Below are 21,519 nucleotides of genomic sequence, written 5' to 3'. Positions count from 1 at the left end.
CTGTCCGAGGAGATGGAACACCGTGCTGTTCAAGGAAAAACTGCTACTGGCCAACTGTGACTCGGTGCACGCTCACGGCCACGAAGAGTTGCGCAAACGCTTTCTGACCGGCCTGGCCTTTGCTGATGGCGTGGTACTCCCACCCAACACCCTGATCGACAACCTCGAGCTGGCCAACGCCCTCGGCCAGATGAACGTGATCAAGTACCTCAACGAAGAGGGCAAGGGCAAATTTGTTATCCGCGGCTTCGGCCTGTCGCGCTTCGCCACGTTGCAGGAGTACTACGATGCCCTGCCCGATAACTTCATCCTTTCCAGCCTGCCGGGTCGCCCGCGCAAGGGCGAGCTGGACCGCCAGCAACGCACGGTCATGGCCGAGCGCCTGCGCAGGCTGCAGGCCGCGCTGAGCGAACTGCAGCCGGTGCTAGATGACGTCAGCGTGCCCCGTGAGGCCTTGCAACAGGAAGTCTTGCGCCGCCTGGACGCCCTGCCCGGCTCCGGCGGCTACTTTGAGCATGATGGCGACTACCAGCTGTTCCGCCTTGGCGGCCTGAGCCAGTATTCGCGCTCGGACTGGTACCTGTATGCCGAGCAGTTCTTCCGCCAGCGCGGTCAGGCGGGGCTTGAGGCGCTGCGCTTCGAATTGATCGACCCGGCCTACAACTCGCTGTTCGCCAAGGCGTCCGAGGGCTTTCTGCAAGACAACATTCGCTTTCTCCAGGGCGTGCCGGAGCAGATTCTGGACTCCAGCATTGCCTTCAAGGCCCTGCGCAGGGAAATTGAACTGGTGCAGTACCCGATCAAGGTGTTCAACTTCATCTCGAGTCTGGGGGCCGGCGAGGTGCTCAAGTTCCTCACCGACGAGGCGCTCGGCTATCTTGAGGACAAGATGATGGAAACCGGCGAGTCCTACATGACCCGCCGCAACTGGTTTGGACTGTACCCGCGCATGCGCAGCTTCATGGGTCTGGAGATCAAATGAGCACGGTTTACGAAAACCCCTGGTTCAAGGTTGTCCGCGAGGACGGCTTTCACTGGGTTGAGGAAAACGGCGCCAGCAACGGCGCAGCCATTCTCGCCGTACTCGACGGCCACAGCGCGCTGCTTGTGCGAGTGCAGCGCCCGGCCCAGGGCAAGCGCATCATGCTGGAAATTCCGCGCGGCTACGGCGAGCCGGGCGAAAGCAGCCTGCAGTGCGCCTGCCGTGAACTGCAGGAAGAAACCGGCTATCGCGCCACAGCCGCCCAACTGACGCTACTGGGTCGCTATCGCCCCAACTCGGCGATTCTGGCCAGCAGCGTCGATCTCTATCTGGCGCAGCTCAGCTCAGCAGACCTGGTCAGCGCCCCGGACGACGAAGCCATTGCCATCGAGGCCGTACCTCTGCAAGCGCTACCAGCGCTGTTGCAGGACGGTACGCTGGATGACGGCTTCACCCTGGCGGCGCTGGCACACTACTATGCGCGCGCGCAGGGCTAAGGCGCTTAGCGGCCCAGGTCGAGCCCGCTGATCCGCCGCACCGGCGTTTGCACCGCCGCCTCCAGTACAGCGGGGCGGCTTTCCAGCAGGCTGAAGTGTTTACTGGCGCGGGTAATGGCCGTGTAGACCAGTTCCTTGGTCAGCACCGGGTTGCGCGCCTCGGGCAGCACCAGCACGGCGTGCTCGAACTCCGAGCCCTGCGACTTGTGCACCGTCATGGCAAACACCGTTTCCACCTCCGGAAGGCGGCTCGGCAACACAAAGCGAATGCCGCCCTTGCCGTCGTTGCGCGGGAAGGCAACACGCAGTGCTTCGGTTTCCGCCTGACCGGCGTGCAGGGCCGGCTCGCGGATGCGCAGGGCGATGCCGATATCACCATTCATCAAGCCCAGACTGTAATCGTTGCGGGTCACCAGCACCGGGCGCCCTTCATACCAAAGCTTGTCCGCGCGCAGCAGGCCGCGGCGGGTCAGCAGATCGGCGACCCGCTGGTTGATCCCCTCGACGCCCCATTCGCCCCGGCGTACCGCACAGAGCAGCTGAAAGCGATCAAAGGCACTCAGCACGGCAACGGCCCAGGCCTCCCAGCGTGGATCCGCGGCAGGAACATCCGCGCCCGGGCGCTGCGCCGTGAGTGTGCCCAGATAGGCGCCATAACCAGGCAGTGTGCCCTCCCCCCCCAGCACCAGCGTGCTGAACGCCGGATCATTGCTGCCATTCAGGCGGCGACTCTGAATATCGGCAAAGCCACCGCGCTGCAGCAGGTCGCGCGTCGCCGTGGCGTCGCAGCGGTTGACCGCACGGGCCAGTTCGCCGATGCCGCTGTCGGCGCCAAAGCGGTGGGAGTGGCGCAGCATCGCGGTCTGCTGCTCGAGCAGATGGATCGACTCGTCACCGGGCTGCAGGCCGCTGCCTGCCAGCGACTGCCCACTCACCTGCTGCAGCCAATCGACCGTGGCCGGTGAGTAGCAACCGGCGTCGGCGCGGCGACACAGATCGCCCAGCACCGCGCCCGCTTCAACCGAGGCGAGCTGATCCTTGTCACCCAGCAATACCAGCCGCGCCTGCGGCGGCAGCGCGGCCAGCACGTTAGCCATCATTTCCAGGTCAATCATCGAGGCTTCGTCCACCACCAGCACATCCAGCGCCAGCGGGTTGCCCGCGTGATGGCGGAAGTGGCGGCTGTCCGGCAGGCTGCCGAGCAGACGATGCAGCGTGCTGACTTCGGTCGGAATCGCGTCGCGCACCGCTTTGTCGACTGGCAGTGCTCCCACTTGCCGCCCGATCGACTCGGTCAGCCGCGCGGCGGCCTTGCCGGTCGGCGCTGCCAGGCGGATACGCAGCGGCTTGCCCGCTTCCACAGCCGGGGTCTGCAGCAGCGCCAGCAGGCGCACTACCGTGGTGGTTTTACCGGTGCCCGGGCCTCCGGTGATGATGCTGAAACGCCCGCGCGCCGCCAGCGTGCAGGCGATGCGCTGCCAGTCCGGGTTCTGCTGGCTGCCGGCAAACAGGGCATCGAGCCGCGCGGGCAGATCCTCGGCCACAGCCAGCGGTTGCTCCAGGCGCTGGTGCAGAATCGATACGACCTGCCGCTCGTGCTGCCAGTAGCGACGCAGATACAGGCGTTGGCCGACCAGCACCAGCGGGCAGCTGCCCTGCTCCGGCTGCTGACTATCGACCACCCGGCTGGCCCGCAGCGCCTCGAACCATCGCTCCAGCGTGACGCCCGCCAGCACCGCCGAAGGCAGCGGCGTATCAAGCAGACTTTCCCCTTCCGGCGGCAATGACAGTGCAAAGTCCGGCTCGGCCAGCGTGGCGGAAAGATCGAGGCAAACATGCCCATGACCCAATTGATGGCTGACCAGCGCCGCCGCCAGCAGCACTGCCGGGCCGGTGTCCGGCGCCTGCTCCAGCAGAAAGCCGGCGAAGGCACGGTCAAGCGCCCGCAGCCAGCCGTTGGCCTGCCAGTCATCTAGCAGTTGCAGCAGCGCAGTTGCGCTATCGAGCTGCGCTGCGGAACGGTCAAGCGTGCCGAGCAGATCCAGTTGATCACCCTGCATGGTCAATCTCCTCAACCGGCTGACCGGCAAACAGGCGGTCCAGTGTTTCAATCAGTTCGCGCGGCGGGCGCTGATGGCAGATGCCGCCGTTCTCTGCGTCGACGCCACGGACAAACCAGTAGAGCGCACCACCAATGTGGCGGTCGTAATCGTAGTCAGGCAGCCGTGCCTGCAACTGGCGGTGCAGCGCCAGCAGATAGAAGACGTATTGCAGGTCGTAGCGGTGTTCCAGCAGCGCCCGGCTCATGGCCGCCTCGCTGTAGTCGGCCGGGGTCGCGCCCAGCCAGTTGGATTTGTAGTCGAGCACGTAATAGCGCCCTTCATGCTCCAGCACCAGGTCGATATAGCCCTTGAACAGGCCGTTCAGGCGGTCACGCTGCAGCGCCGGGCGCGGCAGGCCATCCAGCGTCATCGCCGTGACCAGCCGATCGATCTGCTGCACGTCGACCTTGCTGGCGGCAAACATAAAGGCCATTTCGCTCTGGTAGCGCGACGGCGGCAGCTCGCCCAGCGCCAGCGTGCTCTCCGGCACCAGCCCCGGGCGCTGCAGCAGTTGCCCCAGCCAGTCGCTCAGACACTCACTCCACTCACCCCAGCCACGGCGCTGGCAGCGCGGTGCCAGCCAGCGACGGCAGCGCTCGGCATCCTGCAGCGCCGCAAAGCCCTCCTGCGCCGCCAACTCCAGCAGGCCATGCAAAAAGGTGCCGGGCTGCGGGCCACGCGGGAAGCGGTGAATGGTCGCTTGCTCGCCACGACGCAGCGGCACAAAGCGGCTCTGGCGCTCGTCGTCGGCGATCCATTCGGCCAGCGCACTGTCGGTACTCTCGCCGCTGAGCGCCAGCGCACTGTAGGAGCCGATCCACCAGGAGTCGAAACGCCCATGGGATGGGCTGCGGGCATCGACCAGCGCCGGGCCATCATTCAGTTGCGCCAACCGCTCGTCACGCGTCTCAGGCGCGGCCTGCAGCGCGACCACCTCGCCGTCCGGCTCCCAGCGCGCCAACCAGTCTTTCAGTTGAATAGATGATTCCAGCGCCGCGCCACCACCCAGCAGCCAGGCGATCGCGCTGTGGTGCAGCACCGACTGCTTGTTGTTGCCGCTCTTGAGGTCAGCCATGCCCAGCCAGCAGGCGTGACGGGCGCGGGTCAGCGCCACATAGAGCAAGCGCAGATCTTCACCGAGCCGCTCGCGGTCGGCCTCGGCCACCTGATCGGCATCCGGCTTCAATACCCAGCCGTCACTCAGGCGCAGCGGCTGATCCGCCCGCACCGGGCGACTCAGGCAAATGAATGGCAGAAATACCAGCGGGTACTCCAGACCCTTGGACTTATGGATGGTCACCACCTTGACCAGCTCGGCGTCGCTTTCCAGCCGCAGTACCTGCTCTTCAGCAGCACCTTCGTCGGCCCGACGCACCAGCTCGGCCAGATGGCGGATCAGCGCCTGCTCACCATCCAGCTCACGGGCCGCGCGTTGCAGCAGCTCAGCCAGATGCAGCAGGTTGGTCAACGCCCGCTCGCCATCGTCCTGCTGTTGCAGCCGTGCCGGCAGTTCAAAGTCGTGCAGCAGGCGGTGCAGCATCGGCAGCACACCCTGGCGCTGCCAGATGCGCCGATAATCACGGAACTGGTCGACCCGTCGCTCCCACAGGCGCTCGTCCTGGTTCAGCTGATCCAGCGCCTGCCAGTTGAGGTGCAGGCTGTGACTGGCCAGCGCCGCGCGCAGCAGACGGTCGTTACCCGGCTCGGCACAGGCGCGCAGCCAGCGCAGCACATCCTGCGCCTGTTGGGTTGCCAGCACCGAATCCTTGTCGGACAGATAGACGCTGCGCACACCGCGAGCGGCCAAAGCATCACGAATCAGCTGCGCCTCGCGGCCGGTGCGCACCAGCACCGCCATATCGGCCGGGCGTACCGGCGCAAACGGCTTGTCGCTGTGAGCAAAGCCGGCGCTGCCCTGCTGCCCGGCCTGCAGCAGCGCGGTCATTTCGCTGGCGCAGCGCTCGGCCATTTCCCGCCGATAGACATCGCCAGTCAACGGCTCTTCCGACTCCAGCAGCCAGGCGGTCAGCGCCGGCGCCCGCTCGCCATTGCACTGCCAGACCTCAGCGCGCCCACGCGCCTGCACCGGCAGAAACGGCATGGGGTTGTCGTCGCCCTGGCGGAACAGGAAGGCGCCGGCAGCAAAGTGCTGCTCGGCCTGCTCGAACACCCGGTTGACCGCCGTGACCATCGCCTGGCTGGAGCGGAAGTTGGTATCCAGATTCTCGTGCCGCCCGGCGGTGTCGCCACGGGCGCGCAGGTAGGTATGAATATCCGCCCCGCGGAAGGCGTAGATCGCCTGCTTGGGGTCGCCAATCAGCAGCAGCGCACAGTCCTGATCGTTTCCCGCTACCCGATAGATGCGATCAAAGATGCGGTACTGCAGCGGGTCGGTATCCTGAAACTCGTCGATCAGCGCGACCGGGAACTGCTGACGGATCACCTCCGCCAGCCGGTCGCCATTGGGGCCCTGCAGCGCGGCGTCGAGGCGGGTCAGCATGTCGTCGAAGCCCATCTGCGCACGGCGGCGCTTTTCCTGCTCGAAGCGCACCGACATCCAGTCCGCCGCGTGGCGCAGCGCATCACCCTCGGGGTTAGGCAACGCGGCCAGCGCCTCGCGCAAGTGCGGCAGGCCGCGCAGCGCCGGGTGATCGGGCGCGCTGCCGCTTTTCCATGCTTCGCCCAGCCCCTCTTCACTAAGCCGCGCCCAAGCCGCCGGCGGCAACTCCAGCTTCACCTGCTCGGGCGCCAGCGCCCACTGGCGCAGGGTATCGAACCAAGGCGCGTAGTAGCGCTTCTGAATCTTGCGTTTGTCGACCACGCCCTGCTCGACCGCCTGATCCAGCAGCGCTTCCAGACTGTCCGCCCAATCGGCACACGGGGCCTTGAGGTCGGCCAGTTGCGCATCGCGCTGGGCCAGCGCCTGGTCCAGCAGCGCTTGCAGCGCCGTTGCCGGTTCATCTGCAGCCGGGTTGAACAGCAGCCGCGCCTTACCGAGCAGCGAATCGGGCTGCTGCCACATCTGCTGCACCCAGCTAAGCGCTGAACCCTGCAGGTGATAGCAATGCAATCGCCAGTAGTCCCGCGCGACCTCGGCCAACAGGTCGCGCTGGTCGGTTTCCAGCGTCTGGGTGAACAGGCTGCCGCTGTCGAAGGCGTGCTCGCGCAGCATGCGCTGGCACCAGCTGTGAATGGTCGAGACCGCGGCCTGATCCATCCACTGGGCGGCGATATCCAGCTTGCGCGCGGCGCTGGCGTGTTCGGTTTCGGGGATGTCCGCCAGCAACCCGGCGAGGATCGGGTCCGGCTCTTTCAGTTCGCCACGGAAGGCCTGCGCGCCTTCGACTAGCCGCGCGCGAATGCGGTCGCGCAGCTCCTGGGTCGCGGCTTCGGTAAAGGTCACCACCAGCACATCCGGCGGCAGCAGTTCACGGCTGAAGGCGCTATCGCCCTCGCCATGCCCCAGTACCAGACGCAGGTAGAGGGCTGAGATGGTGAAGGTCTTGCCGGTACCGGCGCTGGCTTCAATCAGACGGCTGCCGCGCAGCGGGCAGCGCAGGGCCAGAGGTCGTTGGTTACTCATGCGTCGCCCTCCGATGCCTGCGTAATCATCAGCCATTCATCCTCAAGTGCCTGCGCCAGCGGCTGATAGAGTGACTCTGCCCAACCGATGAATTCGTCGTTCGCCTGCAGGCTGGCAAAGTCGGGGTAGCTGCGCTGCAATGCGGGGCTGCCGTCCACCTCGCCACGGCTGAAGTCGTTGCCCTCGTAACAGAGTTTGGCAGCACCCAGACGCTTCTCTTCCTTGCCCTCGGTCAGCCAGGCAAACGCGGTTTCCACCGCGACCGGTAGCGGCCGCCTCAGGCCTTGGAGGTAGCCAAGCAACCAATCATTGACGATGCGCTCGGCACGTTCCTGCTCCAGCGGCAGCAATTGAATGCTGGCGTCGGCGCTGATCAGGCAGGTGGTGAGTCGATGGCCCGAGGCCGCGGCCAGCACATGCTGACACAGTTCGTTCAGCAGCTTGCGCCAACGCGGCACGTCTTTCTTACCGAGCAGTTTGCCGGTGACCAGTTGCACCCGCATCAGCCCATCCAGCTGGGCGCAGCGGCGCACGCCGGCGAGCCAGCTGACCACCTCAATGCTCGCTTCTGCAGTACGCGCCACGGCCTGCAACGGCAGTGGATACTCCAGCGGCTGATCCCACAGCAGCAGTTGCTCACGGAAGCGCTCCAGCTGCCCACCCAGCGGCTCGACCAACTGGGCCAGCGTCAACTCACCAAAACCTGCCAGCGGCAGACTGCCACGCTGCTGTAGGCGGCTCGCCTGTTCAACCAACAATGCCTGCCAGTCATCCTGCAAATCGGCCTGCTGCACCTGTTCCAGCAACCACTGGCTGAGCTGGTGCCGTTGCAGACCGTCGAGCGCAAAGGGTTCATCGTCTTCGGTGTTGCTTTGCTGTTCCTGCAGCCAGACTTTCAGCCGGGCGGCAAAGAAGTGCTCGACCGGGTTACGCAAAAAGCGCTGCAGCGCCAGCAGCTCGATGGGCGCTTCCAGCGTGACCGGCGCCAGCGGCTGGTCTGCATCATCGCCAGCCCGGGAGTCGTGCAGCTGACGCCACTCGCGTGCGTAGCTGAACAGCGCGGAATCGGCGCTGAAATACGCCCGGCTGAACGGCTGCAACGGATGCTCGACGGTCAGCGCGTGCAGCAGATCAGCGCCATCCACCGTGTGCCAGCCGGCGGCCAAATGATCACGCAGCTGGCCGATCAGCACCGACGGCGGCCGTTCGCTGTTGTCGCGAATGCTGCGCCCGACCCAGCTGATATGCAGGGCGTCGCGCGCTGATAGCAGCGCCTCCAGTAACAGATAACGGTCATCCTCACGGCGGGAGCGGTCACCCGGACGGTAGTCCTTGCCCATCAGGTCGAAATCCAGCGGCGGCTGCGCGCGCGGATAGTCGCCGTCATTCATGCCCAAGAGGCAGATACGTTTGAACGGAATGGCGCGCATCGGCATCAGCGTGCAGACGTTGACCGCACCGGCGAGAAAGCGCTGACTGAGCTGGCTCTGACCAACGCCTTCGAGCCAGGCTTCCGCCACTACGTTGAGCGGCAGCGCGACATCCAGCGCGACGCTGTCGCACAGCTCAAGCCAGTTGGCCAGCCCTTCGTGCAGCTGCGCCAGCAGCAACTGATCGCGGTCGCTGTCGGCGATAAAGAAGTCATCCAGCAACTGGCGCAGGCGTTCGCCCCAGACCACCGGCAGCGCCGCGTCAGCCAGCTGGGTTTCGTGGCGATCCAGCGCATCGAGCAGGCCGCTGAGCGGGCCGATCAGGGCGGCATCCAGCCCGCCGATTTCGTCATAGGGTTCGATCTCCTGCCAGGCATCGGCGCCGCCGCTGGCGTAACCCAGCAACATGCGGCGCAGACCAAAGCGCCAGCTGTTGGCTTCCAGGCCCACAGGCAAACCCAGCTCAGCGCGACGCTGCTGATCCAGCCCCCAACGGATGCCTGCGCCCTCGATCCAGCACTGCAGGGTTGGCAGGTCGGTCTCACTCAGACCAAAGCGGCTGCGCAGCGCCGGCACATCCAGCAGGTCCAGCACCTCGCTGACCGGCAGTCGGCTGTCGGGCAGGCGCAGCAGATGCTCGAGTGCAATCAACAGCGGTTCCTGTCCGCGCTGACCCTGATCGGCCAGGGTAAAGGGAATCGCCCGCGGGTCGTCACCGCTGTGTTGGCCGAACACCGCCTGAATGTGCGGCGCGTAGAGATTGACGTCCGGCACCATCACGATGATGTCGCGCGGCTTGAGGTCCGGGTCGGCAGCAAAGGCGGCGAGCAGCTGATCGTGCAGCACTTCCACCTCGCGCTGCGGGCTGTGCGCCAGATGAAAGCGGATGGACTGATCCCGCACCGGGTCGACCGCCGGCCATAATGCGCGGGACTCGGCCAGCGGCCGCAGGTGCAGAATGTCCTGCTGCAGTTGCTGCAGCAGCGTATCGCCGGCAGGTGCTTCAAACAGGTCAACCCGGCCACCGGCGATAGTGGCAAAGCGCGCTTCGTAACTGGCGCGCTCATCGTGCTGATCGAGCAGGTTGATGTAGTCACGACCCTGCTTGCCCCAGGCCGCCAGCAGCGGATGGGCGTGCTGGTGCAGGGTGTTGTCGTCCAGCTGACTTGGGCTGCCCGGCCGCCGCTGCTGACGGCGGTATTCGTGCCGCAGCAGATCCTGATCGGCAACGATATCGCCCCAGTGGTACTCGCAGGGGTTGAGGACGCAAAGCAGTACCTGAGAAAAACGCCCGATCACCGCCAACGCCTCGAGCGTCTGCGCGGGCAGCGATGAGATACCAAAGACGATAACCCGCCGCGGCAGGCTGGCCGGTCGACTGTCGCAGTCGAGCAGGTGCTGGACAAAACGCGGATGGATACCGGCACGGCTGTCGCTCAGGCGCTCAGCCCCCACGTCAGCCAGCACCGCGCGCCAGAGCGCCGGCTGCCAGCGCTCCTCGTCATCCAGCGGTCGCGCGCCGGTGCGCGCCAGGCCAATATGGTCACGCCCGGCGGCCCAGTCGTTAAGCCAGTCGGCGCGGTAGACCTGATACTGGTCGAACAAGTCGGCCAGCCGCACCGCCAGTTGGTAACGCTTGCGGCAATCATGGTCATCGGCGAGAAAGCGTTTGAGCGGCGCGAAATCAGGCTGATCCTGCAGCGCGGGCAGCAAGCGCATCAGCCGCCAGGTCAGCGGCAGTTTATCCAGCGGGGATTGTTCAGGCACGCTGTCGCGGCCCAGCACGCCGCGGTAGCTGTCCCAGAGAAAGCGCGCCGGCAATTGCACATCCAGCGCCGCCGCGATGCCGCAGCCGCCCTGCGCCGGGTCGACAGCCAGCGCCATCTGCAGCCATTGGGCAATGCCATTGCTCTGCACCAGGATGACTTCGTTTTCCAGCGGCGCCAGCGGGTGCGCCCGCATCCAGTCCACCGCCAGTTCACGCAGGGTCTCCAGGCGGTTGCCGTGGATGATCATCAAACCGGGGGCGAGGCTGTTGGCGTCCTGCATGGAAGCTCCTTATAGGTGAAGAGACCGCAGTCTATCACCGGGCAGCGACAAGCGCGGTCGCAGCTGCTCTCCTAGACTTGGCTGCCCAGAAACCGCCTCTCCCACGGCGTAATTTCGTCCATAAAGCTCTGCAGCTCCATGCGCTTGCTGGCGAGGAACCCATCGATGAACTCGGCGCCGAACAGCTCGCGCGCCAGCGTGCTGCGATCCAGACGCAGAATGGCATCGTGCAGGGTGCCGGGCAGCGTCAGCTCATCCGGCGCCTCGAACTCGCCCTGCGCTGGTGCCGACGGCTGACACTGGTTGTCGATGCCGTAGAGGCCGGCGGCGAGAGACGCTGCAACACTCAAATAGGGGTTGGCGTCGGCGCCGGGCAGGCGATTCTCGACCCGCCGCGCTTCCGGGCCACTGGCCGGAATGCGCAGGCCGGCAGAGCGGTTGTCGTGCGACCAGCACAGGTTGTTTGGCGACGCGTAGGCGTGGCAGAAGCGCTGATAGGAGTTGATGTAGGGCGCCATCAGCAACGTCAGCTCGCCCATGCACTGCTGCAGGCCGCCAATAAAGTGCTCAAAGTTCGCCGTCGCCTCGCCGGTCGCCGCATCGGTAAAGATATTGTTGCCGCTCCCCTGCTCCACCACGCTCTGGTGAATATGCATCGAGCAGCCGGGCACCCGCGCCAGCGGCTTGGCCATGCACACGGCAATCAGGCCGTGCTTGAGGGCAACCTCATGCAGCGCGTGCTTGAACAGGAAAGTCTGGTCGGCAATCAGCAGCGGATCACCATGCACAAAGTTGATTTCGTACTGGCTGACGCCCATCTCGTGCATAAAGGTGTCACGCGGAATACCCAGCGCAGCCATGGTGTCGGCCAGCTCGTCAAAGAACGGCTTAAGGCCGTTGCTGGTGCTGACGCTGAAGGCGCCGTAGCCCGCCTCGCGGCGGCCATCCAACCCGACCGGCGGCTGGAACGGCTGGGTGTCGTCACGGTTGGGCTCGAACAGGAAAAACTCCAGCTCGGTCGCCACCACCGGCGCCCAACCGCGCTCGGCATAACGCTCGACCACACGACTCAACAGCGCGCGGGTCGACAGCCCGGACAGCTGACCGTCCAGCTCCACCGCCTCGCAGATCGCCAGCGCACGTGGCCGCTCGATCCAGGGCAGCACATGCACCTGATCCAGCACCGGGCGCAGCACCAAATCACCGTCGTCGCTGCCGTAATACCGCGCCTCGGGGTAGCCGCCCATCACACACTGCAGCAGCACACCGCGCGCCAGCTGCAGTCGGCGATCTGCCAGAAAGCCCTCGCCGGTCATCACCTTGCCACGGGGAATGCCGTTCAAATCCGGGGTGACACACTCAACGTCGCCAACGCCAGCCAGACGTTCGACGAGGTTTTCAAGGGAAGCGGGGGCGTTCATGAAGCACTACCTGTGTTTGTTCGGGCCGAAATGGCGTTGCCGGATCATACCCCATCCGAGCCGTCACCACTCAAGCCCACCTGAGCGCCATACCGGCCCCAAACGCAAAAAGGCCAGCTCGAGAGCTGGCCTTTTTGTTTTGCTTGCCGATACGACTCAGAAGCTCAGAGGGCGATCGCCCTGCTCGTCCTTGATCCGGGTCGGCAGGCCCATTTCGTTCAGCAGGTTGATGAACGGCTTGGGGTCCAGCTCTTCTACGTTGACCATCTTGCCCGCATCCCATGCGCCCTGCGCAATCAGGATGGCAGCAGCAACCGGCGGTACGCCAGCAGTGTAGGAAATACCCTGGCTGCCGACTTCGGCGTAGGCTTCGGCGTGATCGGCTACGTTGTAGATGAACACTTCCTTGTCCTTGCCGTCCTTCTTGCCTTTGACCACATCACCGATGCAGGTCTTGCCGGCGTAGTCAGGCGCCAGAGACGACGGATCAGGCAGTACGGCTTTGACCACTTTCAGCGGAATCACTTCCAGACCTTCAGCGGTGGTGACCGGCTGCTCGGACAACAGGCCGAGGTTCTTCAGTACGGTGAACACGTTGATGTAGTGCTCGCCAAAGCCCATCCAGAAACGTACGTTCGGTACGCCCAGATTCTGCGACAGCGAGTGCACTTCATCGTGGCCGGTCATGTAGCTGGTCTGCGATCCAACAACCGGCAGGTCGTCGGTACGCTTGACCTCGAACATCTTGTTGCTGGTCCACTGGCTGTTCTGCCAGGACCACACCTGCCCGGTAAATTCACGGAAGTTGATTTCCGGGTCAAAGTTGGTTGCGAAGTACTTGCCGTGACTCCCTGCGTTGATATCGATAATGTCGATTTCCTCGACGCTATCGAAGTACTCGTTGACCGCAACCGCCGCGTAGGCGTTGACCACGCCCGGGTCGAAGCCGACACCCAGAACCGCCGTAATGCCCTTCTCGGCGCAGATTTCCTTGCGCTTCCACTCGTAGTTCGCATACCACGGCGGGGTTTCACAGATCTTGTCCGGCTCTTCGTGAATGGCGGTATCCAGATAGGCAGCACCGGTCTCGATGCAGGCCTGCAGTACCGACATATTGATGAAAGCCGATCCGACATTGATCACCAGTTGCGACTGTGTCTTGTCAATCAACGCCTTGGTGGCCTCGATATCGAGGGCATTCAGGGCGTGGGCTTGCAATTCACCGGCAACCTTGAGGCTGCCCTTTTCCTTCACGCTGTCGACAATCGCCTGACACTTGTCGGCGGTACGCGATGCGATATGGATGTTACCCAGCACATCGTTGTGCTGGGCGCATTTGTGTGCGACCACCTGGGCCACACCACCGGCACCAATAATCAGAACGTTTTTCTTCATTTCTTTTCCTCGAAACGCCTCCTTGGAAAGGCTGGGTAGGTTATGCCTCAGGAGAGGCTGTCCAGGTAATCCTGGAATCCGAACTCGCGAACCAGTTTCACCGAACCATCAAGTTCCTTGATCGCAATGGCGGGCATGTTCACGCCGTTGAACCAGTTCTTCTTGACCATGGTGTAACCGGCCGCATCAATAAAGGACAGGCGATCGCCGATCTTCAGCTCGCTGTCAAAATTGAATTCGCCGAAGATGTCGCCAGCCAGGCACGACTTGCCACACACCATGTACTGGTGCGGGCCATCGCAGGGCTCCATCTTGGCCTCCTGACGGTAGATCAGCAGATCGAGCATGTGCGCTTCGATCGAACTGTCGACCACGGCCAGCTGCTTGCCGTTATAGAGGGTGTCGAGCACAGTCACTTCGAGGGAAGTGCTCAGGGTAATGGCGGCCTCGCCGGGCTCCAGGTAAACCTGAACGCCGTAGCGCTCGGAGAATGCCTTGAGGCGGGCACAGAAACGATCCAGCGGGTAACCCTCGCCGGTAAAGTGAATACCGCCGCCCAGACTGACCCAGCTCACCTGCTCAAGCAGGTGGCCGAAACGCTCTTCGATCTGTCCGAGCATCTGGTCAAACAGATCAAAGTCACTGTTTTCGCAGTTGTTGTGAATCATAAAGCCGGAAATCAGCGGCAGCACGGCCTCGATTTTGGCTGCATCCCACTCACCCAGACGGCTGAACGGACGGGCCGGATCAGCAATCAGAAAGTCCGAGCTGCTGACCCCGGGGTTCAGGCGCAAGCCGCGAACCTTGCCGGCCGAGGCCTCGCTGAAGCGGGTCAACTGACTGATGGAGTTGAAGATGATCTTGTCCGAATGGGCCAGGACTTCGTCGATCTCGTCATCGGCATAGGCCACGCTGTAAGCATGCGTCTCTCCCGGGAACTTGAGCTTGCCAAGTTTCACTTCATTCAGGGAGGAGGAGGTAGTGCCATCCATGTACTGACTCATGAAGTCGAACACGGACCAGGTAGCAAAGCATTTCAGTGCGAGCAGGGCCTTGGCGCCGGAGTGTTCACGCACGTAGGCGATCTTCTCCATGTTGCATTCGAGCTTGCTCTTGTCGATGAGATAGTACGGCGTCTTGATCAATTCGTTCATACCCTCCAGCTGTCAACGCCCGGTGGCCGGGCAAGTGAAAGCGCGAAATTATAAATTAACGCGCCAGCGCTCGATAGGAAAAATCGTTGTTTCAAGCCTAGACCCCGATTGCTGCAGTTTCACTTCAATCACGTTAACCATGCAGAAAAAGCATTGCTTTCAGGATAAAAATGCATTGGCCATATATCGTCCCACAAACCTATAGTGATTGCAGTCCGGCACTGCCGGTTACCAAGAACAATCCCGCCGCTTGCACGGCGACGACTTCGGAGACACCCGATGCGCTCACGTAATGTCATCCTCTGCCTCGGTGCTCTGGCCACCGGTATCAGCCTCGCTGCCAGCGCCACGCCCAACCCCGCAACCGAAATTACAGCTGCTGCCAACCATGCGGTGCTGGAGCAGCTGCCCTTTGCCAATCAGCAGCCGTTTACCGATGCGCAGCGCGGGTTTATCGCCCAGCTGCCGGATGGCAAAGTCACCAACCCAGACGGCTCCGCCGCCTGGGACATGAGCGAATACGCATTTCTCGACCAGGAAGCTGCGCCAGACACCGTCAACCCGAGCCTCTGGCGCCAGGCACGCCTTAACGCGATCCACGGTCTGTTCAAGGTGACCGACGGGATGTATCAGATCCGCGGCATGGATCTGGCGAACATGACGATCATCGAGGGTGACACTGGCCTGATCATCATCGACCCACTGCTCTCACCCTCGACCGCCAAGGCTGGTCTGGATCTGTACTACCAGAACCGCCCTCACAAGCCTGTTGTGGCGGTGCTCTACACCCATAACCACGTCGATCACTGGGGCGGGGTAAAAGGTGTCACCAGCAACGAGGATGTTGCCGCAGGCAAGACCCATATCTATGCACCAGCCGGCTTTATGGAACACGCAGTCTCCGAGAACGTCATTGCCGGGCCAGCAATGAGCCGCCGCGCCGTCTACCAGTTCGGCGCCATGCTCCCGCCGGGCGAACGCGGCCACGTTGATACCGGGCTGGGCAAAGCGCTGTCCAAAGGTGAGCGTACCCTCATCGCTCCGACCGATACCGTGCCGGACAACGGCACCCTGACTATCGATGGCGTGGACATCGAGTTCCAGATGGCCCACGGCACCGAAGCCGAGTCGGAAATGATGATGTACTTCCCCGAGTTCAAGGTATTGAACACCGCGGAGATCACCAGCCAGCACATGCACAACGTCTACACCATTCGCGGTGCGGCCGTGCGTGACGCCAGCGCGTGGGCGCACTACATCGACCTGGCACTGGAGCGCTTCGGTGATCGCGCCGATATCGTGGTTGGTCAGCATCACTGGCCAATCTGGACGCAGGAGGACGCCAAGCGCTTCCTGTCGGTCCAACGTGACATGTACAAGTACCTGCACGATCAGTCCGTGCGCATGATCAACAAGGGCTACCTCCCGGGCGATATCGCTGAACAGCTGAAACTGCCCGCCAGCCTGGATCAGCAGTGGTACGCACGCGGTTACTACGGCACCCTGCGCCACAACGCAAAGGCCATCTACCAGCGCTACATGGGCTGGTACGACGCCAACCCCGCGAACCTGAACCCGCTACCGCCAGTGCAAAACGCGGCCAAGACCATTGAGTACATGGGTGGCGCCGACAAGGTCATCGAGCAGGCACGCAAGGACTACGACAACGGTGAATATCGCTGGGTCGCCAGCGTCATGAATCAAGTCGTGTTCGCCGACCCGAGCAATCAGGCCGCCCGAGAACTGGGAGCCGATGCCCTTGAGCAGCTGGGCTATCAGGCAGAAGCCGGCACCTGGCGTGGCGCCTACCTGATGGGAGCACAGGAACTGCGCAACGGCACCCTGCCCCCGACCGTCGGCTCACTGTCTCCAGACGTTCTGCAGGCGCTGGATACCAGCATGTTCTTTGATCTGATGGGTGTACGTCTGGACGCCAGCAAAGCCGAGGGCAAGCATCTGGTGATCAACTGGCAGGTCACCGACACCGACGAGAACTATCGCCTGAACCTTGAGCACTCGACGCTGACCTATCGCGCCGACACGCAAGACGAGAATGCCCAGGCTACGGTAGCCATGACTCGCGCCACCCTGGACCAGATCCTGCTGCGCCGCACCACCTTCCCGGAGGCGGTCAAGGCAGGCCAAATCAAGATCAGCGGTGAGCCGAATGCCTTCTTCGGCCTGCTGCAAATGGTGGAAGTGCCCTCCGGCGACTTCCCGATCGTGACTCCGGTCAGTAACTGACCTTTTAGCCCCGTTCGTACCTTGGCGAACGGGGCTCTTTTTTCTCAGGGCTGCTGCAGCGAACGCAGCAAACGCTCAGTAAAAAATCCCCGCTGCTCATTCAAATCAAACAGGCTCGGTGCAAACAACCAGGTCTGGGTCACGCCCATCAGCTGGGTGTAAATCATCAACGCCAATTGCCCCGCTGTCTGACCTTGCGAAATCTGGCCCTGCTCCTGCGCGTCGCAAACCAGCGCCTCAAGCGTTTCAATCATGCTTTGGGTCAGGTGCCGTTCGCGCTCGAGCGTTGTCAGCATTGCCTCGGTCAGCTCAGTCTTGTTGAGCAGAATCTCGAATGACTGGCGAAACCAAGCATCCTCGACCAGCAACGTAAACCAACTGCGAACAAAGCCGTCGATGCGCTCCAGTGGGGAAAGTCCAACGCTTCTCGCCTGCGCGACGAGCTGCTCCAGCGGTTCTTGCGAGTAGGCCAGCACCGCCTCGAACAGGTCGTCCTTGTTCTTGAAGTGCCAGTAGATGGGGCCTCGGCTGAAGCCGGCTTCGGTGCCGATCATCGCGAGCGTGGTATTGGAGTAGCCGTTGCGGCTAAATAACGTCAGCGCCGCTTCAATGATTTTCAGGCGGGTTTTTTCCGCGTCTTCTTTGGTTCTGCGCATGGGTGTTCCAGCAAATGCTGCGGGAGCAAGCTCCCGCAGCAGTCAGACTCATCAGAGTGCGCCGTCGGCAGCCATCTGCATGTACTCGGTATCAAACCGCAGCTTGATGTTAGCGGTATCACCCAGGGTCTTGCCATCGGGCATCGCAATGCCGACGAAGTCAGGCGAGTCGGCGCCCTCACCCAGCAGGCCTTTTTCGAAGGAGAACTGGCGCACGCTGTCCATCGCCTCATAGGCCTCATCACTGCCGATAAAGGTGACGGCGTCAGCCGGTTGCCAGAACATCTTCATGCCCGCCAGCTGGGCTTCATAGCCGGCCTGATCAGTCGCTGACGCCTCGCCGAGGAACGCACGCGCCTTCTGCCCCGCTTCGCTGTCGGTGCCCATTTCCGCCATCAGCTCAAACCAGGCACCAACCAGCGCCTTGCCCAGCGCCGGATTGTCACGCAGGGTTTCGGTATTAACGATGGTCAGGTCCTTGATATGGCCGGGGATCTGACTGGAATCGAATACCCGATTGGCGCCGGGCTGGCTGAGAATTTCGTCCAGCAGCGGATTCCAGGTCACCACGTTACGCACGTCTTCAGTGTTGTAAGCAGCGACCATATCGGCATCGCTGGTGTTGACGACTGTCACGTCGCTCTCGCTCAGCCCGACCGAGTCCAGCGCGCGGGCCAGCAGGTAATGCGATACCGACAGTTCAACCAAGTTCACCTGCTGGCCTTTCATGTCGGCGACACTGGTACTGTCCTTCATGACGATACCGTCATTACCATTCGAATAGTCACCGACGATCAGTGCCGTCGTGTCCACGCCGCCGGCCGAGGGGATCGATAAGGCATCCATACTCGTAGCCACTACACCATCAAACTGGCCAGCGCTGTATTGGTTGATCGACTCGATGTAGTCATTGATCTGCACAATCTCGACGCTGATACCGTATTTGTCGGCCCACTTTTTCATCAGCCCGGACTCGTCGATGTACTTCCACGGAATCCAGCCAGCGTAGATACTCCAGGCCAGCTTGAAGCTGTCCTTTTCCTCTGCCTGAGCAGCGGGAATGACGGCAACCGATGCCGCCAGTGCAATCATGGCGCCTGAAACAACCTGCTTGAAACGTCGTGCAAATGGAACGGACTTTTTCATGGTTCAACTCCAGATGGTTCTAGTTGGCAATGATGTGAAGGCTAGGCAGTAACTCCGCAGCAAAAACCGCGCCGTCGCCGACGCGGAACAGGCTTAAAAGAACTTCAGGTAGCGTTGCAGCTCCCAGTCGGAGACGTGGGTGTGATACTCGGTCCACTCCTGGCGTTTGAAGCTGACAAAGCTGTCGAACATCGCATCGCCAAATACCGCGCGCGACAACGGGTCTGCCTCAAAGGCGTCGATCGCTTCACCGAGGTTCTGCGGCAGCAGTTCAATATCCATCTTTCGCACCTGCTGATCGGAGTAGTTGTACATGTTCTCGCGGTGCGGATTCCCCGGGTCCATACCCTCGCGAATCCCTTCCAGACCAGCAGCCAGCATCATTGCGGCACCAAGATAAGGATTGCAGGCGATATCTGCCGCACGGCACTCAACCCGGCCGCCTTGCGACGGAATGCGCAGCATGTTGGTGCGGTTGTTATTGCCGTAGCAGACAAACACGGGCGCCCAGGTGGAGCCCGACATGCTGCCTTTGCGCACCAGACGCTTATAACTGTTTACGGTTGGCGCGATGACTGCGCTGATCGCCTTGGCGTGCTTCATCACACCGGCGATAAAGTGATAGGCCATCTGGGTGACGCCGCAGCCGTAGGTGTCTTCCCCGTGGGCGGGGTCGAACAGGTTGCGGCCGGTTTCGCGGTCGGCCAGCGACATGTTGTAGTGCGCGCCGCTACCAGTGCGGTTGGCTGAGGGCTTTGGCATGAAGCTGGCGAAGCCGCCGTGCTTACGCGCAATCTCATTGGCCATCAGGCGGAAGAACACGAGCCGGTCAGCCATGCCGAGAGCGTCGGTGTAAGTGAAGTCGGTTTCAAACTGGCCATTAGCGTCTTCATGATCGAAGGAGTAAACGTCCCACCCCATGGCGTTCATGGCTTCGACCAACTCCCCCACAATCGGCATGTTGTCCATCAAACCACGCGGGTCATAGCACGGCTTGGCTAGGGTGTCGCGCGCGCTGATCGGCTCAAAGCCGCCGTCTTCGGAGTCGCGAAACAGGAAGAACTCGGTTTCGATGCCCAGATTAAAGGTCAACCCCATATCGGCGGCCTTGGCAACCTGACGCTTGAGGATGTTGCGCGAGCACGCTTCGAATGGCGCGCCGTCCAGATACAGGTCGCTGGCGAACCACGCCAGCTCGGGATTCCAGGGGCAAATAGTTGCGGTCGCCGCATCGGGCATGGTGGCAACTTCATTGTCACTGATATCCTGCGGCACCCCGTCCAAAGCAGCACCGGTATACAGCTCAGACCCTTTCATCATCCGTCCGAGGTGACTGATGGGAACGAACTTGCCCTTGATCACGCCATGCAGGTCAACATAACCGCCCAGCGCGTACTTGACGCCTTGGTCCTGCAGAGACTGCTTCAGTTGTTCGGTGCTCGCTTGCTGACTCATGCTCATACTCCACTGATTCTGTCCGCACCTGCTGCGGCGCTTGGTACGAATCTTTCATTCAACATACATGCCAGCATGCATGTTTAATTGTGAAAACAGATTCAGTCAGTTGCCATCGATCCCGTTGATGGCGCCAATCAAGAGCAGCCCATATGTCGACATATCAAGCAGTTGAGAAAGAATTCAGCCCCGGAGACTGGCCGCTTCAGAGCGGAGAAGTGCTGCGTGATGCCCGTTTGCGATACCTGCAGATCGGCCAACTCAATGCAGCCCGCGACAACCTGATCGTCCTTCCGACGTACTACGGCGGAACACATCACGGCAATCTGCCCCTGATTGGTGCAACAGGACCACTGGGTCCGGATCGCTACTGCATCCTGATCCCGAACCTGCTTGGCAATGGCCAATCGACCTCCCCCTCAAACGCACACCCCAGTCAACGCGGCCCTGACTTCCCCGCAATCAGTCTTTACGACAACGTCATGTTGCAACACCAACTGGTCGAACAATGCTTCGAAGGAGCCACCATCGCGTTAGTAGCCGGCTGGTCAATGGGTGGCATGCAGGCGCTGCAATGGGCGTGTCTATTCCCGGATCAGGTAAAACGGGTCGCCAGTATCTGCGCGACCGCGCGCTGTTGGCCGCACAATTATGTTTTTCTGGAAGGCGTAAAAGCCGCACTCACTTGCGACGCCGCTTGGCAGTTCGGTCGATACCTGACACCCCCTACCACCGGACTGGAGGCTTTTGGCAGGGTCTATGCCGGCTGGGCCTACAGCCAGGCTTTCTTTCGGAAGGAGCTCTATCGCGAGCTCGGGTTTGACTCGATCGAAGCATTGCTGCAGTACTGGGAAGACGACCACTTGGAGCAGGACGCCAACAATCTTCTGAGCGTTCTGCATACGTGGCAGCATGGAGACATCAGCGCGAACGCTGTCTGGAATAGCGACTTCAGTGCAGCGTTGAGAGGAATTAAAGCCAAGTGCCTGATCATGCCAAGCAGCACAGACCTCTACTTCACCAGCGAGGACGCAGGCTACGAAGCAGTGCAGATCCCCAACGCAGGATATAAACCACTGGAGTCTGATTGGGGCCATTGCGCTGGCGCGCCCGGTCGTAATCCTGCGGATACACGGAAGATCCTGGATGCACTCAGCGAGCTCTTGGCCGCAGCCTGAAAACTAGCAGGGGAAGCCTAAGCCTCCCCTGCTTCGCAGCTACAACTAAGAGACACTCATAAGCTGTAGCGCAGACCTGCTGACATCAGATCAACGTCGTACTCGAAGCCATGCCAAGTGGGAGCGAGGCATAGGACGTTACTGGCTCGCAGTGCGGCTCTTGGCAAGGCGTAACTTTCCATTCGCGCAAAGAAGAACACCCCGACCATATCTGATCGGGGTGTTCG

At 62.1% G+C, this 21,519-nt stretch carries 13 protein-coding genes; 4 read left to right on the top strand and 9 right to left on the bottom strand.

Translation table 11 applies throughout. The annotated features are described in order from the left end of the window. Positions 1 to 22 precede the first annotated feature (22 nt). Together AAFM31_RS07100 and AAFM31_RS07095 are read left to right on the top strand one after the other, a co-directional pair. Positions 23 to 982, top strand: a complete 960-nt coding sequence (locus AAFM31_RS07100; RefSeq protein ID WP_341707216.1) for a hypothetical protein — start codon at positions 23 to 25, stop codon at positions 980 to 982. Next, on the top strand, positions 979 to 1,479 hold the full coding sequence (locus AAFM31_RS07095; RefSeq protein ID WP_341707215.1) for an NUDIX hydrolase: 501 nt from the start codon (positions 979 to 981) through the stop codon (positions 1,477 to 1,479). The genes AAFM31_RS07100 and AAFM31_RS07095 overlap by 4 nt, the downstream gene beginning before the upstream one ends. Positions 1,480 to 1,484: 5 nt before the next feature. Here the strand turns inward: AAFM31_RS07095 and recD are convergent, their stop codons facing one another. The 6 genes from recD to AAFM31_RS07065 all read right to left on the bottom strand — a co-directional run bounded on the left by recD (position 1,485) and on the right by AAFM31_RS07065 (position 14,604). Then, on the bottom strand, positions 1,485 to 3,539 hold the full coding sequence (gene recD, locus AAFM31_RS07090; protein WP_341707214.1) for an exodeoxyribonuclease V subunit alpha: 2,055 nt from the start codon (positions 3,537 to 3,539) through the stop codon (positions 1,485 to 1,487). Further along, positions 3,529 to 7,164, bottom strand: a complete 3,636-nt coding sequence (recB, locus tag AAFM31_RS07085) for an exodeoxyribonuclease V subunit beta (protein ID WP_341707213.1) — start codon at positions 7,162 to 7,164, stop codon at positions 3,529 to 3,531. The genes recD and recB overlap by 11 nt, the downstream gene beginning before the upstream one ends. Continuing rightward, positions 7,161 to 10,643 (bottom strand): exodeoxyribonuclease V subunit gamma, encoded by a 3,483-nt coding sequence (gene recC, locus AAFM31_RS07080; protein ID WP_341707212.1) that lies wholly within the window; start codon positions 10,641 to 10,643, stop codon positions 7,161 to 7,163. The genes recB and recC overlap by 4 nt, the downstream gene beginning before the upstream one ends. A 71-nt stretch (positions 10,644 to 10,714) precedes the next feature. Further along, positions 10,715 to 12,064, bottom strand: a complete 1,350-nt coding sequence (locus tag AAFM31_RS07075; RefSeq protein ID WP_341707211.1) for a glutamine synthetase family protein — start codon at positions 12,062 to 12,064, stop codon at positions 10,715 to 10,717. 156 nt (positions 12,065 to 12,220) lie between these two features. After that, positions 12,221 to 13,459 (bottom strand): saccharopine dehydrogenase family protein, encoded by a 1,239-nt coding sequence (locus AAFM31_RS07070; RefSeq protein WP_341707210.1) that lies wholly within the window; start codon positions 13,457 to 13,459, stop codon positions 12,221 to 12,223. A gap of 47 nt (positions 13,460 to 13,506) precedes the next feature. After that, positions 13,507 to 14,604 carry a carboxynorspermidine decarboxylase gene (locus AAFM31_RS07065; RefSeq protein WP_341707353.1) on the bottom strand — a complete coding sequence of 366 codons (1,098 nt, stop codon included), beginning with the start codon at positions 14,602 to 14,604 and terminating at the stop codon, positions 13,507 to 13,509. A gap of 288 nt (positions 14,605 to 14,892) precedes the next feature. On the opposite strand from AAFM31_RS07065, the gene AAFM31_RS07060 reads away from it, so the two are divergent. Beyond that, positions 14,893 to 16,857, top strand: coding sequence for an alkyl sulfatase dimerization domain-containing protein (locus AAFM31_RS07060; protein ID WP_341707209.1), 1,965 nt, complete (start codon positions 14,893 to 14,895; stop codon positions 16,855 to 16,857). 44 nt (positions 16,858 to 16,901) lie between these two features. Here AAFM31_RS07060 and AAFM31_RS07055 read toward each other — a convergent pair whose 3' ends face one another. The 3 genes from AAFM31_RS07055 to glnT all read right to left on the bottom strand — a co-directional run bounded on the left by AAFM31_RS07055 (position 16,902) and on the right by glnT (position 20,114). Then, a complete protein-coding gene (locus tag AAFM31_RS07055) occupies positions 16,902 to 17,513 on the bottom strand; it encodes a TetR family transcriptional regulator (protein ID WP_341707208.1) in 612 nt (203 codons plus the stop codon). 51 nt (positions 17,514 to 17,564) lie between these two features. Then, entirely contained in the window at positions 17,565 to 18,659 is a 1,095-nt protein-coding gene (locus AAFM31_RS07050) for a putative urea ABC transporter substrate-binding protein (protein ID WP_341707207.1), read from the bottom strand. Between the two features lie 93 nt (positions 18,660 to 18,752). Further along, a complete protein-coding gene (glnT, locus tag AAFM31_RS07045) occupies positions 18,753 to 20,114 on the bottom strand; it encodes a type III glutamate--ammonia ligase (protein ID WP_341707206.1) in 1,362 nt (453 codons plus the stop codon). Between the two features lie 152 nt (positions 20,115 to 20,266). On the opposite strand from glnT, the gene AAFM31_RS07040 reads away from it, so the two are divergent. Next, positions 20,267 to 21,292, top strand: a complete 1,026-nt coding sequence (locus AAFM31_RS07040) for an alpha/beta fold hydrolase (protein ID WP_341707205.1) — start codon at positions 20,267 to 20,269, stop codon at positions 21,290 to 21,292. Positions 21,293 to 21,519: the final 227 nt, after the last annotated feature.

This window comes from Halopseudomonas sp., assembly GCF_038130085.1.
Taxonomy (GTDB): domain Bacteria; phylum Pseudomonadota; class Gammaproteobacteria; order Pseudomonadales; family Pseudomonadaceae; genus Halopseudomonas.
This window is presented reverse-complemented; position numbering and strand designations above follow the sequence as displayed.